Source organism: Roseateles sp. (assembly GCF_039595295.1).
GTDB lineage: Bacteria > Pseudomonadota > Gammaproteobacteria > Burkholderiales > Burkholderiaceae_C > Roseateles.
Window position 1 is genome coordinate 139,614 of sequence record NZ_JBCNLU010000008.1, and the last position, 14,479, is coordinate 154,092.

The window sequence follows — 14,479 nt, forward strand, 5'->3', positions numbered from 1 at the left end:
GTGTCGCGATGGCGTGGCAGCGCTGACTACTGCACGGCGGTGGGCGGAGGCATGTATGGTGGTTCCCGCACGGGGACGGGGTTCTCGCCGGGGATGGGCGGGTCGATCACATCGGGCGGATCGGTGTCCGGCTCCGGTGTGGGGCCATGCGGAGGCGGCGGCACGTAGGGCACCTCGTTGGGATGCGGCGGGGAGGGCGGCACCGTGTGGGCGTGCAGCGGTGTCAGAAGGTGGTGCATGGGGAATTCCTTCGCGGGAGCTTGGCCTCCATTGCAAGCGGCGCGCCCGATCGCTGCGGCAAGGCGTGCAGCAGCAGGGATCCTTCATTGGGCCCACGCGACTGCCGCCCCCGTGATCGCCCACAGGCTGACGGGCAGGGCACCTCGTTTGCCGCCTCGACCGCAAGGAGGCACCGTTCATGAACGAACTGGCACACGCCGCGTCCCCCGGATCCCCAGCGCCATTCGCAGGTGCCTTTTCCTCGGCACCCGCGCCGTCACCGTCGCCCAAACGCTCCGACCGCCCGTCGGAACCACCGGCCCGGCCTCCCGAGCCCGGACCGGATCAGGCCCCGCACGAGCATCCCGACGACCCCGGCGTGCATCCCGACGGCCCGCGCCGCTATCACGACGATCACGCCACACCCGCGCGCATGAGCGCCGGCGAAGGAGTGCCCGCATGAATCACGCGTTCGCGCAGGGAAGCGTTCGCGCGGATCTGAACGCGCGCGACGAGGTGGTGGCCTTGCTGGTGGACGACCACCAGCGCGCCCGGCACGCCTTCCACCAGTTCGACCGCCTGTGGGCCCGTCGCGACTTCGAGGCTTGCGAAGCCCTGGTGCGGCGCACCTGCGCGCTGCTGTCGCTGCATGCGACGCTGGAGGAAGAGCTCTTCTATCCGGCGGTGCGTCGCTACCTGGAGGTCGGCACCGTGGAGCGACGCCTGGTCAACGAGGCCGAGGTGGAGCACCTGGTGACGCGCATCCTGATGTCGCAGCTCAGGCGGATGCGCGCCGACGACAACCAGTTCGCGCCGCTGATGGGCGTGCTGGGCCGCTACGTCGAGCATCACGCCAAGGACGTGGAGCAGGGCATCCTGCCGCGCCTGACCTCGGAAACCTCGGTGGACTGGCGCACGCTCTCCAGCGACCTGCGCCGCCGGCGCGCGGAACTGGAGCGCCAGTGGCAGGACGATCTGCGAGTCGAGGCGAGGGAAGGGGCGCGGCAGGAGGATGCGTGAGCTCAGGCCGACGTCGGATCTGATTCGGCGCTTTGCTCTCGAGCCGCCGCGCGCTGCGCCCGGCGGGCGAGCGACGCGACCAGCGGATGGCTCAGGAAATGGCTGGTCAGCCGCTGCTTCTGCTGGGGCGTGAGGGTGGAACCTTCGATCATTGCCGGCCATTGCTGATAAGCAGCCTTGACGCAACGTGAGATGGCTTGCTCCGCAGGCTTGACCGCGATCCGCAGGCGAGCGCAGAAGGCCTGCAGCAGTGCGGGTGAGATCGACTGCTTGGTCGACGCCCTGCCGGCTTGCTCCGCGATGGCGCGACGTGGGAGGTACTCGGGCGGCAGGATGAGCAACGCATGCCCTTGGATGCGATGGAACACCGCATAGGCGACCAGGTCGTAGGCCGGCGACAAGGTCGGCGTCACGTCGTCGAGGTAGCGCACGCCGATGTTCTTGAGATGCATGTCGGCGTTCCCGACCATCTCGTTGACCACGAGGCGGCGAAGCAGTTCATGCACGGCCGCTTCGCCCATCGTGGGCTCGGCGAGCAGCACGGCGGCGACGTCCAGATAGGTCAGCGCTGTCGCGCCCTCCGGTGAAGGGCCGCCGTACTTGTCCTCCGGCATGCGCCCGAGGATCTGGGCGAAGTCCTCGACGTGGATGCGCCCCTGCGGCGAGCGGTCGAAGCGCGTGACCGCGAGGAAGTGGGTGAGGCCGTCGGCATCGCCCAGGTCGTAGCCATGGTCCAGGCCGAGCCGGGAGAGCGGCGCGAGCGCCGCGTCACAGGTGTCGACGCCGGCCGCACGCGCCAGGCGCAGGGTCAGGTCTTCCACTTCCGGTAACAAGGGCTGGCCCACGACGGGCAGTTTGGCGATGACATGGGTGTCCTGGTCCTTGGTCCTTCCGACGTAGCGATCGCCGTCGCGAATCACGCCCAGCTTGGGCTGCACGCCCGACAGCGACACGCCCTCGTCCAGCGGATCGGCGGTGACCGACATCTCCAGCGCGTCCTGCCCCTGCGTGACGTAGCGTGCAAGCTCGTCGCGCGACAGCTCGACCGGCAACGCGTAGACCTTGCCCGGAAGGTCTTTGCCGCAGGCGGCCAGCATCTCGAAGTGGTCGTCCGGCGCGCAATGTCGAAGGGCAGCGACGTGATCGCGGAACACGCCTTCCGGCAGCAGGTTCTGGAAGAACGGCGGCAGGAGCCAGCCGTTCTTCGAGGACGCGCGTCCGTTGAAGCTGGTCGACAGGATGTCGCGCCAGATCGCCGCTTGCTGCTGGGGCGTTCCGGCGCGAAGCGACAGCGAGAGGGTGGGCATGCGATCACCGGGTCGCGCCGCCAGATCCTCGTCGGCGACGAATCGGTGGGTGATGGACGTGCCGGGCAAGGCGTACTGGAACAGCACGCCCAGCCGCAGGGCGCCCAGATGAATGGCCAGAGCCTTGACGTTCATCGGCGGGCCTTTCGAGCGGGAGGTTCAGCCCGCGAAGTCGTCAGGCCGTCGGGATCCGTTCCAGGTGGGGTGTGCAGCGCCTCCAGGGCTTCGGTGACGACGGATCGCACGGGGGGGCCCAACGCCTCTCCCGCGGCCATCGCCGGCGCCGCTCCCTTGGGCACGAGCAGCAACTCCAGGCCCAACCGGTCCGCCAAGGCCATCAGGGTGGAAATCCGAAAGTCCTCTTCGCCGCTGAAGACATGCGTGAGCGTGCGCCTGGAGATGCCGGCGGCATCGGCAAGACGGGCTTGCGTGATGCCGTTGCGCTGGGCCGCGGCGCGCAGAAGGGTGGCGATATCGGACAGCGTGAGCATGGCAATAAAGTGCGCTTTGATTGAGGAAGGGTACTTTATTGCTGATCTCGTTACAAGAGAAGGCGCAATAAAGTGCGCCATCTATTTAAATACGCATTTTATTGCGCCAGCTCTCTGGATGCGGTCACAAGGTATCCGCATTGCCTGAACCCCTTGCACCACTTCAAAAGGAATGCCATGACCTCCCGATACGGAAAGAAGGCCCAGGACGAAGTCGCCAAGGCCGTTCATGAAGAGAAACGCGGCGAGCTCAAGAGCGGCTCCAGCGGCAAGACCGTGACCAGCCACAAACAGGCGGTCGCGATCGGGCTGTCCAAGGCGCGCAAGGCCGGCGGCAAAGTTCCCGCCAAGCGCGCCCATCATTGAGCGCCAAGCCCCGGGCCTGCCAGCAGGCCGGGGGCTTGGTCAGCGCGAGGCCGGCGCGCTCGGCGCCTCGGCGGCGCGCGGATAGGCCGCCGTCGGGCCTTGCGCCGCCGTGGCGGTGACCCGCCAGATCACGTTGCCGACGTCGTCCGCCACCAGCAGCGCACCGGCGCGATCCAGCGCGACGCCCACCGGCCGGCCCATGGCCTCGCCCTTGGCGTTGAGGAACCCGGTCAGCACATCGATCGGCATGCCGCTGGGCTTGGCGCCGACGAAGGGCACGAAGATCACCTTGTAGCCTGCCGGCACCTTGCGATTCCAGGATCCGTGCTGACCCACGAACATGCCGTGCGCGAGCTCCTGCGTCAGCTTGTTGCCGTCCGCCGAGGCCAGCCCCAGCGACGCCGTGTGCGCGCCCAGCGCATAGTCCGGCACCAACGCCTTGTCCACCAGCTCCTGCCGCGGCGGCGTCACCCGGTCGTCGACATGACGCCCGTACCAGCTGTACGGCCAGCCGTAGAAGCCGCCGTCCTGGACCGAGGTGATGTAGTCGGGCACCAGGTCGTCGCCGAGTTCGTCGCGCTCGTTGACCGCGACCCACAGCGCCTTGCTGGTGGGCTCCCAGGCCAGACCGACCGGATTGCGCAGGCCCGAGGCCAGCACCCGCGTCGCGCCGCTCTTGACGTCGATCTCCAGCACCGAGGCGCGGTGCTGCTCGTTCTCCATGCCGTTCTCGGCGACGTTGCTGTTGGAGCCCACGCCCGCGTAAAGCTTCGCGCCGTCGGCGCTGGCGATGAGGCTCTTGGTCCAGTGGTGGTTGATGGAGCCCGCCGGCAGATCGGCCAGCTTGGTCGGCGGACCGGCCAGCCGTGTCTGGCCGTCCGCGTAGGGGAATCGCATCACCGCGTCGGTGTTGGCGACGTAGAAGCTCTGGCCCACCAGTGCCATGCCGAAGGGCGAGTTCAAGCCCTCGGCGAAGACGAAGCGCTGGTCGGCCACGCCGTCGCCGTTGGTGTCGCGCAGCAGGGTGATGCGGTTGGCGCTCTTGGCGGTCGCGCCGGCCTTCTTCTGGAACTGCTTGGTGATCCAGGCCTTGGGGCCTTTGCCGTCATCGGGGCGGACCGGAGCGTTCGTCTCGGCGACCAGGACGTCCCCGTTGGGCAGCACGTAGACCCAGCGAGGGTGGTCGAGCTTGTCCGCGAAGCGCGTGACTGCCAAGCCGGTCGCCGGCTGCGGCTGGACGCCGGCCGGCCAGCCCACCGCCTTGGCGACGTTGATCGTGGGCAAGAGGCGCTTGGCGGGCTCGGGCAGCGTGGGATTGGGGCCGTAGCCCGGCGGCGTGGCGGGCTGGGCTTCCAGCGCGAGCGCCGTCCCGTAGCCGATCAGCCCCATGAGCGCCATGGCCGCGACGGCGATCACCGACAGCGTGATCGGCGCGAGGGCGCGGGGTTCCGGGCGGACGTGGCGAGCAGGGGCGGAGGATCGGGCGGCGGGCAGGTGCATGAAGGGCTCCGGCATCGGATGCCGCACGGACGCGGCGATTCGATCGCATCAGCAAGCGGGGTGCCCGGCGCTGGCCTCGCTGCTCTCGGCCCCCCGCTGCGCTCAGCACGCCGCGCGGTCAAGGTGCCTTCTTCAAGGTCCCTGCCGCGTAGTACTCCCGCGCATGCGCGATCCGGTGCTCGTGGAGAGGGTCCTTCACGCCCAGCAGCCGGGCGACGCCGGCGCAGCAGCGATCGACCATGCGCAGCGCGGCCGGGCGAGCGGCGGGCCGCCGGATCTGGAGGCCTTGCAGCGAGGCCTCCGACTCAAGGCGATGCTGGCGCAGCGGATGTCTGAACAGCAGTCGCTGGGTCAGGGTCGTGGCGGGGGTGGAGCGCCGCACCCGTTCACGCCGGTCTCGCGGCAACTCGTCCTTGACGGGCAAGGGTTCAGCCGTCGCCGTCGCGTCGGTGGCCTGGCGCGCGGGGGAAGCCGGGGGAGACGCCGTTGCGAGGGGCGGCGACGATGGCGGCAAGGAAGCCGGCGGGGAAGGCGGTGTCCATGCCTCCAGCTGCTCCGCGGCGTCGGCGAGCAGCATCGGAACGGGAGGAAGAGCAGGCGGCGTGCACCCGGGGTGTTGTCGTACGAACTCGTCCCGTTCGGCAATGGCCTCCAGAAGCACCGTCTGCAAGGCCTGCAGGCGCGCAAGCAGCTTCTCCGCGGTATGGACCGGAAGCATCGGGGAGTCCTGGATGCCTCCCTCGCGCCCGCCGATCTTGCACAGACGAGCGGCGTCGAGGTTGATGCGGCTGTGGGCATTCACCAGCGATGTCCGCAGCGGCGCCAGGCTCACCTTGGCGAGGCGCGTTTCCAGATCCTGCGTCCAAGGGCGATGCAGGACGGCCAGCGGCGTCGGATCGGCAGGATCGGATCGGTCGATCGCCAAGGGCGAGACGCCCGAGAGCGCCTCCACGGCGCGCAGTCGCGGCTCCCGGGTCCGCTCGGGCATCGCGCAGGGGGACATGCGGATCCGACCCTCGTCGTCGACGCGAAAGTCGCTCCAGTCCCCGCGCGAGGGCCCGACCAGCCACTGGGCCAACAGCGCGAGCTGCGCTTCCTGCGCCGGCATCGCGCGGCCTTCGGGGACACGCGGCAGGTCCACGGCGTCAATCAGCACGCCGGGGACGCCGTCCAGCATCGCCAGCGTGGCGACGGGCAGACGCAGGTCGATGCCGACCTCGTCCAGCAACTCGCGATGCAGGACGGAGGCCAGCACCGCATGCTGAGGCCCCTCCCGATCCGGACCCGACGCGCGCCGCGTGGGCAGGGGCAGGAAGCGGTAGACCGCGTGCCCGTCGGCGTCGCGCACCGTGCGCGCGCTGGTGCCGTCCAGGGGGCGGTTGACATCCTGGAAGGCACTGCACAGACCGGCCGCATGCGACTGCCTTCCCGCGCTGCGCTTCTGCAGTTCGGGATGGAAGCGATGCGGTTGCGCGTCGATGCCCAGTTGACGGCAGGCGCGGTCTTGCTGAACAGCACGGTCCAGATCGTCCTTGATCGCCTTTGCCAACACCAGCTTGGCAGCGCGGACCTTGGGCTTCGCCGAATTCACCGCCTTCGCACTGGCCTTTGCGGAAGCCGTCTCCGACGCCTTCCGGATGTAGGTCTGCGCCAGCTGAAGCACCCCGCGCGCGGCCGCCTCGTCGAAGGGTCGCCCGTGACTCCTCAGGGTGAACGCATCATGCGCATGCTTGAGCTCGCGGAAGCTGCCGGACGCGGGCGGCCCCAGCCGCGCGGCGGAGGCCAGGCGCTGCGCCTCCTTGGTCGCCTTGTGCAGCACTCCGCAGAATCGCTGCTTGAGCGCGGCTCGCCTCGTGGTCTCGGTGACGAAGGTGCGCTGCTCCTGCGTCAGCGTCAGCGGCGCGACCTCGCCGCCGGACGAGCAAGCGGCGCCGGCGGCGTGCGGTGCGCTCGACGAGGCGGGCGCGCAGGAGCGGGACTGGAGCGCATGGATGGGCATGGGTGACAACTCCCGCCTCATCCCGCCGGTCCCCACGGACCGGTGCGGCGAGGCTGACGGCATGGGTGTCGGTGTCTGCGGTGGGGTTCACGCGCGCGGGACGGCACGCGTTTTCCGAAGGCATCCCGCTTGCTCCTTCCGCGGCCGGTTCGCGTAGGGTCGCGGGCCGATCCGAGATCAGGAAGAGGGTGAAAGATCGATGACACAAGGATTGACGCCGCGCGCCGCGGCGATGCTGTGGCTCGTGGCGGGCGCGGCGAACGCCTCGGCACAGGACGCGCAGGAAGTGCCCGCGGCGCGCGAGGTGCTCCCGACGGTGCTCGTCTCCGGCGCGGTGTCGGAGCGACGCTTGTCCGACGCACCCTATGCCGCCAGCGTCGTCGACGCGGACACGCTGCGCGGCGCGGGGCCGATGATCAATCTGTCCGAGGCCTTGGCTCGCGTGCCGGGCCTCACCGCCAACAACCGCCAGAACTACGCGCAAGACCTGCAGCTGTCCTCGCGCGGCTTCGGCGCACGCGCACCGTTCGGCGTTCGCGGCTTGCGCCTGTACACCGACGGCATCCCCGCCTCGATGCCCGACGGCCAAGGTCAGGTCGCCCACTTCGACCTGGCGTCCGCGAGCCGCGTCGAGGTGCTGCGCGGGCCGTTCTCCGCGCTGTACGGCAACAGCTCGGGCGGCGTCATCGCCGTCGTCGGCGCGCCGGTGCGCGAGCGCTTCGCCGGCCTCGATCTGGACGCGGGCTCCGCCGGCCTGCGGCAGCTGCGCGTGAGCGCCGGCGCGCCGCTCGGCCAGGGCTGGGAGACGCGGCTGGGGGTCTCTCACCTGGAGACCGACGGCTTGCGGCCGCAAAGCGCGGCCCGGCGCACGCTGGGAGAGGGACGGCTCGCGTGGACCGGTGCGCGGGACCGCGTGCTGGTGCTGCTCAACGGCATCGATCAGCGCGCGCAGGATCCGCTCGGTCTGACCGCCGCTCAATTGGACGCCGACCCCGACCAGACCACGCCGCAGGCGCTGCAGTTCGACACCCGCAAGAACGTCCGGCAGACGCAGCTGGGCGGCCGCTGGGCGCATCGCTTCGACGAGGACGGCGTGCTCTCCGAGAGCCGCCTCACCGCCTATGCGGGCCGGCGAGCGGTGACGCAGTGGCAGGCGATCGCGGTGGGCGCCCAGACGCCGGCCGGCAGCGGCGGCGGTGTCGTCGACTTCAACCGGCGCTACGACGGTCTGGACGGCCGGCTGATCTGGCGGGTGGGCGGCGGAACCCTGGCCACCGGCCTGAATCTGGAACGCCAACGCGACGACCGGCAAGGCTTTGAGAACTTCGTCGGCGCCGGTGCGTCGCAGCGGCTGGGCGTGACCGGCGCGCTGCGGCGCGACGAGGACAACGACGCCGTCACCCGCGAGGCCTATGCGCAGCTGGAGATGCCCTTGTCGCCGACGCTCAATGCCAGCGCGGGCCTGCGGGCGGGGCGCGTCGCGCTGTCGGCGCGGGATCGCTTCCTGAGCAATGGCGACGACTCGGGCGCGCTGCGCTTCAGCTATGCCAATCCGGCGCTGGGGCTGGGGTGGAAAGCGGCACCCTCGCTGCTGCTACATGTGGCGGTGGGACGGGGATTCGAATCGCCGACGCTCAATGAGCTGGCGTATCGCGCGGATGGGCAGGGCGGGTTCAACACCGATCTGCGACCGCAGAAGAGCACCCAACTGGAGCTCGGCGCGAAGTGGCGCGGGGACGGGCTGGCGCTGGACGCCAGCGCTTTTCACGTCGCCACGCGCGACGAGATCGGCGTGCTGTCCAACAGCGGCGGTCGCGCCAGCTACCAGAACGTGGGCCGGACGCGGCGGCAAGGCGTCGAGTTGAGCGGCAGCTGGGAGCCGGCGTCGCGATGGCGGACGCAGCTGAGCGTGTCGACGCTCCATGCGCGTTACCGCGACGGGTTCCTGACCTGCAGCGGCACGCCGTGTCCGGTGGCGACGGTCCCGGTGGCCGCAGGCCGTCGGATCGCGGGCACGAACGGCGGCAGCGCCTATGCGGAGCTGGCGTGGCGTCCGTTCGAGCTCGCTTCCCGAGGCGAACTGGCCGTCGAGTGGCGCGGTGTGCGTCGCACCGCGGTCAACGATGCCAACAGCGAGTCGGCGGCGGGCTACGGGTTGCTGAACCTGCGCGCGCGCCGCGGCGCGACGCTGGGCGCGCTCCGATGGGAGCTCATCGCGCGTCTGGACAACGTCGCCGATCGGCGCTACGCGGGCAGCGTCATCGTCAACGACGGCAACGGCCGCTTCTACGAGCCGGCGCCGGGGCGGTCGGTGTGGGTGGGGATCTCGCTGCGGCAGTAGGCGCGCGCGTGGAGCGCGATGGTCTGCAAGGTCTGGAGCCGCTGTCGAGCCGCGCTCATCCGCCGGACGTCGCGCTCGTCCAGCTCGCTCAGCGTCGCCTCAAGGTGGGTGCGGTAGCGCGTGGTGTCGGCAAGCAGCGCGAGACCGGTCTCCTGCGCCTGCTTGAGGACATCGATCCGATCCAAGGTCAGGGCCCGTTCCAGGAGGTCCTTCATGACAGGATCGGACGATCGCCTGAAGGGCACGAATCCGCGCGAGCGCGAGCGCGAGCCGGCTTTGGCGAGTTCCTGGCTCAGCAGGTCGATGCGCATCGAGCGGTCTGGATCTGCGGCCGGCACGGCCCCCGCCGGGTCGAGGCAGGTCGCGCCGTCCTCCGAATGGGCTTGCACGACCCGAGCGGCATAGGCGGCTTGCCACTGCGACCGGTGGGCTTCAGGCCAGCATTCGATCTCGGCCGGCAGGAGGAGGCCGTCTCGCGCCGCGACCCGTCGCCGATGGTCAAGCGCCGTCTGGGCCGCCCAGCCCTGAAGCATCTTCGCGTCCGCCGCGCGCATGGCGTCCTTGCGCGCGAGTCGCTCGGCGGCCGCGGCCCGTTGTGAAGGCCGGCCGCTGGCGGGCGCCGCGGCCATCTCCGGCAAGGCCTGCGCATAGCGGTCGGCCAACTGGCGCATTGAAAGGAGACCGCCGTCGCGCAGCAGTCGCTGCACCAGCCGCAGCGAGGCCATCGCCCTGGCGATGGCGGCGTCGTCCGGCGGGTCTGTCGATGCCCCCGCCGGCAGGAGTCTGGCCCATTCACGGGTCTGCACGCCCAGGGCCCGACTGGCGGCGCGCAAGCTCGTCTCCAGCGCGGCGACATCGATCTCCGCGAAGAGCAAGCTCAGGCACTGATCAAGCGGGAGGTCGCCGAGGTCGTCCCACCCTCCGCTGGGAAGAAAGGCCAGCGCATCCGGACGCCGCTTGTCGCGCAGGGCTTGCTGCATGTCGTCCTCGCTGGGGAAGGCGCAACCGAAGTCGATCGGATGGCAGCGTCGCTCGTGATCGCGTCCGACGATGACATTGCCCCACTTGATGTCCAGGTCGCCCAAGGCAAGCTTGGCGAGCATGGCCCGCTGGCGTTGCACGACGTCGATCACGCGAATGCGTCGGTCCGCGTATTGCGCTTCACGACGCAGGCTGTCCTCGCCGATCCGATTGAAGGCCAGGTCGGAGTACCAGCGCTCGAAATCGAGGCACTCGCCCGTCAATCCCTGGATGAGCACGCCGGGACGACCTTGCAGGATCACCGGCACGGCCAGCGGAATGCCGAAATCCAGGCCTGTCTGGCGCCGGATCTCATCGGCGGCGCGACTGGCGAGGGCCTCGCGCAGCACGGGCATGGGCTTGGCTCCGGTGCCCTCGACCGCCGCCATCATCGGCTTGAAGAGATAGCACAGACGCCCTGATCGGTCGCAAAGCTGCAGCGCGCCCGTCGTGCCGCCGGGCCCCGGCTTCCACCCGAACTCGGCGACGAGCGCGGCGGCCTCCGCCACCATGCGCTCTGTTTCCGCGGCCCGCCCGTTGGCGTCGTCATGCCCGACCTCGGGTCCGCGGCCCCGTCGCGGAATGTCGATGGGATCGCTGCTGGAGGGCGACGTGCTTGTCTCGTCGGGGTCGACAAGCGACCAGCCCGGCAGGTCGGGGCAGTCGCGGAGTCCTGGCGAATGGGGCATCACTGGCGAGGCTCCTGGTTCGAGTCCATCGAGGAAGGACGGTCGACGATCCCGGCGGTGCTGGACGGGGGCGACTCGTCGCTGTCGGTGAGGTCGTCGATGGTCATCTGGTAGAGATCAGGAGGGACCCGCTGGTTCAGCATCCCCCGGTAGGGCCCGAGCGGGTCGTCGTCCTCCAGGTCGGATGACGATGACGATGGCGATGACGATGACGATGGCGATGGCGATCCAGGCTGCGGATGAGGCCGTGACTGCGATGCGGGCGGCACGACATGGACTCGGGCAGGCCGGCCCGCCTGGAAGTCTTCGGCCAGGTCCGCGAGCGTACGGTCCGCGTCGGCCGCGACCTCGGCCTTGAGACGTTCCAGGCGATTCGCCACCCGCCGCAGTTGCTCGTCGGACAGCACCGACTGTGGATGCGACGAATCCAGTGCTGCAGGCAAAGGGCCGGCCCGCATCGTCAGGACGTCGACGATACGATCGCGCTCCTGCCGCAACCGGCCGTGCAGTGCATCGACATCGAGCGTCCGCAGCCATCCAGCCAGCGCGGGCTGCAGACGGCTGACCAGCATGGATGGCGGGATGGTCGCGCTGGAGGCGTTCAACGGATGGCCGTCAGAGGTCCACACCGGCGCGATGAGCTTGAGAACGCCCGCGATCTGACGCGCCAACGGCGATGGCTGCTCGCGCGGATCGCGGTGAATCAGGAGCAGCCCATGGCCGAGGTCGGGAAAGCACACCGGCAAGCAGGCCGGGCGGTCGGGCGCATGCGTTCCTTCGCGCAGGATCTGCGCCAGGGCCTCGCGCAGCAGCATCCTGGAGGCGGCGGGCGCCAAGTCTTGCGACAGCGGCGACGGGTCGAGCGCCAGCGGCCGGAAGTCGTAGCGCTTGATCTGGAGATCGTCCTTGATGGCGGGGAGATTCTCCTTGCCGAAGAACTCCAGGCAATACATGGCATGCGCCTTGTAGGCATTGACCAGGCTGACGCCGGATGAGCACCGACGCGCGTCCTGGAGGTTGCGGTCGAGGTGCTCGCGCACCCGCGCAAGCGCCGCCGCTCGAAGCTTACGGGCCTTGTCGAGGTAGTCGTTGCTCCGTGCGGCGCCTGGCCGTCGGAGGTAGTCCGTCCCCAGTTCAATCACCTTGCGCGCGGCCGCTCGAAAGTCGCTGCCGCCATCTCGGTCCGCTTGCGAAGACGGGCGGGATGGGCGCTCCGGCGTCAGGTCCGCCAGCGCGATGGATGCCTCGCAGAGCGCATGAAAGTCGGGATCGACCGGCTTGCGGTGAAAGCCGCGCGACCGCCTGACCGAGGCCTGCCATTCACGCGCCTTGAGCAAGGCATCAGAGGCCGTCCATGCGTCGGCATCGATCATCTCGCGGGAGTCCGTCCGGGCATGGCCCGAATCCGCGTCGGAGAGCTCATCGAACGACGACTCGTCGGGCAGCGAGGCGAGGGGGGCATCAGGGACGGGGCGCATGGTCGGCCTCCTTTCGGGTCAATTGATCGAGATCGAGCAGCGTCCGCTTGAGCGTTGCCGCCAGCGACAGCTCGAGGAAGCCGTTGCGGTCCATCAGCTCGACGAGGTCATCGGGGGGCAGCAGGTCGGCGGATCGGGCGAGCAGCTCGCGCAAGGCGGCGCTCGGATCGTCGCGAGTGGACGCGTCGGCGGCCAGCCGGGCCAGCGCGTCGCCGAAGCGGCGCAGATCGCGCTTGAGGTCGCGGATGGCGAGCTCCAGCGCATGGTCGATCGCGCGGGCTTCGGGCTGCGCGACGCAGGTCTGGCGCACCCGCGCTGCGAGCTCGTCGAGCAGGCCGCTCAGGTGGCGCGTGGTCTCGGACCAGCGGAGTCGGGCGAGGACCAGGGTGGTGGCGGGGCCGGAGCGCTGCGGCTTCATGCGCGGACCTCCGAGGCGGACGTGCCGCCGACGATCGCCTCATGAAGGCGAAGGAACGCGCGGCGCTGAGCCAATTCGTCGTCCGACGCAATCTCACTGTCGGCAAGCCGGTAGGCTTCCCGTGCCTGATCACTGGACAGCTGGAGCAGCAATTCCGGTCGCGTCAGGCGATGGAGGAAGGCGTCAATGTTGGGGCTTTCCACCGAGGCGGCGCAGGCCTTGACCTCGGCGGCGCACAGCAGCAGGCGCTCCCGCTGGCGATCGTCCAGCGCGCAGCGCGTCAACTCTTCCTTCGTGAGCTCGCTCTCCAGCAAACGGCGAATGCGTGCGGTGGTGTCCCTGTCGGTCTGGACGGCAGCCTGGAGAGCGCCGAGATTGATGTCGGCGAGGGCGGCGACCAGGCGGGGACCCATGACGGCTCGCGATTGGGGGGCACGCGCGCCAATAGGGTCCAAGAGTTGGCCGAAGAGCCCATGACTCAAGGCGGCGCCGTCGAAGTCGTCTGGCAGCGCGCCAGCGTGATCCAGCAGCCAAACCTGTTCTTCGTTGTCAATCAGGGCGTCCTTCAGATCGCCTCCGAGCTGCCCCAGACACAGTCGCAGCAGTGCCGCTTGCTCGAAGGCGAGGAGGTTCAACGGCTTCCGCGACGCTGCATGCAATCGCCGCGCTGCCCGGCCGCTGCCGGGATCGATGTCGTCCAGATGCAGATGAAAGCCCGCCGGGGCACGAGTGAGCAGACCGAGTTGGGCGTCGTCGCTGCCATCTCCGTCGCCTGTCGCCAAGTCTTCAAGCCGTTGGGGGCCCCAGCGGCCGCGCAGGGTGACCAGATCGGTCTCGCAAGCCTGCACTGCCGGCAACGCGGAGGCCAGTTCACGACACACGCGGGAGACCGTGAGGGCTCGCGGCACCTCGCGGATCACCGCTTCAACGGCCCGTGTGCGGTCGGCTCCCTCGGGGACGTTCAGCAGGGGCTTGAATGCGTAGGCGACGTTACCGCCCGCGTCGAGGATGAAATCCCGACCGAGCTCCTCGCTGCCGTGATGCACGCCGAAAGACTCGGCCAAGCACTCCGCATGCTGCCGCATGGCCAGCAATCGATCCATGTGATCGGAGCTCTTGAAACCGACCTCGAGCTGGCGCTCGAAATACTCCTGCAGGCTCCATCGGGCGGCGACCCGCGTTTCCTGGATCAGTTCTCGTTGGGCAGGATCGCTCTCGGCCCTTGCAAGGAACGCGTCGCACTTGGCGATCAGCAACTTGGCCGCGTGGCGGAAGACGCCGTCATGGGTGAGACGCAGGGTGAGCGCGAGCCTGCAGAGCTCGTCGAACCGCTCGTCGGGACGCCGCAGGCTTGCCTGACGCAGCGTTGCGGCGTCGATCCATTGGCGGAAGAGCTGAGCGCTTTCACAGCCCGGTTCGCTCGGCGCGCTCTTCGGCGGCGGCTCAGGGATCGATCGATTCAGGACGTCATCGATGAATCGGGCTTGCTTGGCCGGTAGGGACGGACTGGTGGCGACGCCATGAACCAGCTCCCAATCATCTTCCAGTGTGGTCGACTCGGCGTAGCCGCGGATGGGGGCGGAGATCTCGCGAATCTTCGGCATGAGGGGTGGCCTCGAAGCCGCGTTGCG

12 protein-coding genes are annotated in these 14,479 nt (G+C 69.5%); 3 read left to right on the forward strand and 9 right to left on the reverse strand.

Going from position 1 to position 14,479, the window contains the following annotated elements; all coding sequences use genetic code 11:
- Positions 1-26: 26 nt before the first annotated feature.
- Complete coding sequence (locus tag ABDW59_RS08695; protein ID WP_343629274.1) at positions 27-239, reverse strand: hypothetical protein; 213 nt, start codon at positions 237-239, stop codon at positions 27-29.
- A 439-nt stretch (positions 240-678) separates the two neighbouring features.
- Here ABDW59_RS08695 and ABDW59_RS08700 point away from each other — a divergent pair, with 439 nt between their 5' ends.
- Positions 679-1,239 (forward strand): hemerythrin domain-containing protein, encoded by a 561-nt coding sequence (locus ABDW59_RS08700; RefSeq protein WP_343629275.1) that lies wholly within the window; start codon positions 679-681, stop codon positions 1,237-1,239.
- Positions 1,240-1,241: 2 nt separating this feature from the next.
- On the opposite strand, the gene ABDW59_RS08705 is transcribed toward ABDW59_RS08700, so the two are convergent.
- Both ABDW59_RS08705 and ABDW59_RS08710 read right to left on the reverse strand, forming a co-directional pair.
- A complete protein-coding gene (locus ABDW59_RS08705) occupies positions 1,242-2,681 on the reverse strand; it encodes a type II toxin-antitoxin system HipA family toxin (protein WP_343629277.1) in 1,440 nt (479 codons plus the stop codon).
- Entirely contained in the window at positions 2,678-3,037 is a 360-nt protein-coding gene (locus ABDW59_RS08710) for a helix-turn-helix domain-containing protein (RefSeq protein ID WP_343629278.1), read from the reverse strand. Before ABDW59_RS08710 ends, ABDW59_RS08705 begins: the two co-directional genes overlap by 4 nt.
- 177 nt (positions 3,038-3,214) lie before the next feature.
- Here ABDW59_RS08710 and ABDW59_RS08715 point away from each other — a divergent pair, with 177 nt between their 5' ends.
- Entirely contained in the window at positions 3,215-3,403 is a 189-nt protein-coding gene (locus tag ABDW59_RS08715) for a DUF6496 domain-containing protein (RefSeq protein ID WP_343629279.1), read from the forward strand.
- A 39-nt stretch (positions 3,404-3,442) separates the two neighbouring features.
- Here ABDW59_RS08715 and ABDW59_RS08720 read toward each other — a convergent pair whose 3' ends face one another.
- On the reverse strand, positions 3,443-4,792 hold the full coding sequence (locus ABDW59_RS08720; protein ID WP_343629334.1) for a sorbosone dehydrogenase family protein: 1,350 nt from the start codon (positions 4,790-4,792) through the stop codon (positions 3,443-3,445).
- Between the two features lie 229 nt (positions 4,793-5,021).
- Positions 5,022-6,902, reverse strand: coding sequence for a hypothetical protein (locus ABDW59_RS08725; protein ID WP_343629280.1), 1,881 nt, complete (start codon positions 6,900-6,902; stop codon positions 5,022-5,024).
- Between the two features lie 199 nt (positions 6,903-7,101).
- Here ABDW59_RS08725 and ABDW59_RS08730 point away from each other — a divergent pair, with 199 nt between their 5' ends.
- The gene (locus ABDW59_RS08730) at positions 7,102-9,243 is read left to right on the forward strand and encodes a TonB-dependent receptor (protein ID WP_343629281.1); all 2,142 of its coding nucleotides are present in this window, start codon (positions 7,102-7,104) and stop codon (positions 9,241-9,243) included.
- On the opposite strand, the gene ABDW59_RS08735 is transcribed toward ABDW59_RS08730, so the two are convergent.
- Genes ABDW59_RS08735 through ABDW59_RS08750 form a run of 4 tightly spaced genes read right to left on the reverse strand, consistent with a single transcriptional unit; the run spans position 9,189 to position 14,452 of the window.
- Entirely contained in the window at positions 9,189-10,952 is a 1,764-nt protein-coding gene (locus ABDW59_RS08735; RefSeq protein WP_343629282.1) for a hypothetical protein, read from the reverse strand. The genes ABDW59_RS08730 and ABDW59_RS08735 overlap by 55 nt on opposite strands.
- Complete coding sequence (locus ABDW59_RS08740) at positions 10,952-12,430, reverse strand: hypothetical protein (RefSeq protein WP_343629283.1); 1,479 nt, start codon at positions 12,428-12,430, stop codon at positions 10,952-10,954. The genes ABDW59_RS08735 and ABDW59_RS08740 overlap by 1 nt, the downstream gene beginning before the upstream one ends.
- The gene (locus ABDW59_RS08745; RefSeq protein WP_343629284.1) at positions 12,414-12,848 is read right to left on the reverse strand and encodes a hypothetical protein; all 435 of its coding nucleotides are present in this window, start codon (positions 12,846-12,848) and stop codon (positions 12,414-12,416) included. The genes ABDW59_RS08740 and ABDW59_RS08745 overlap by 17 nt, the downstream gene beginning before the upstream one ends.
- Positions 12,845-14,452, reverse strand: a complete 1,608-nt coding sequence (locus ABDW59_RS08750) for a hypothetical protein (protein WP_343629285.1) — start codon at positions 14,450-14,452, stop codon at positions 12,845-12,847. Before ABDW59_RS08750 ends, ABDW59_RS08745 begins: the two co-directional genes overlap by 4 nt.
- Between the last annotated feature and the right edge of the window lie 27 nt (positions 14,453-14,479).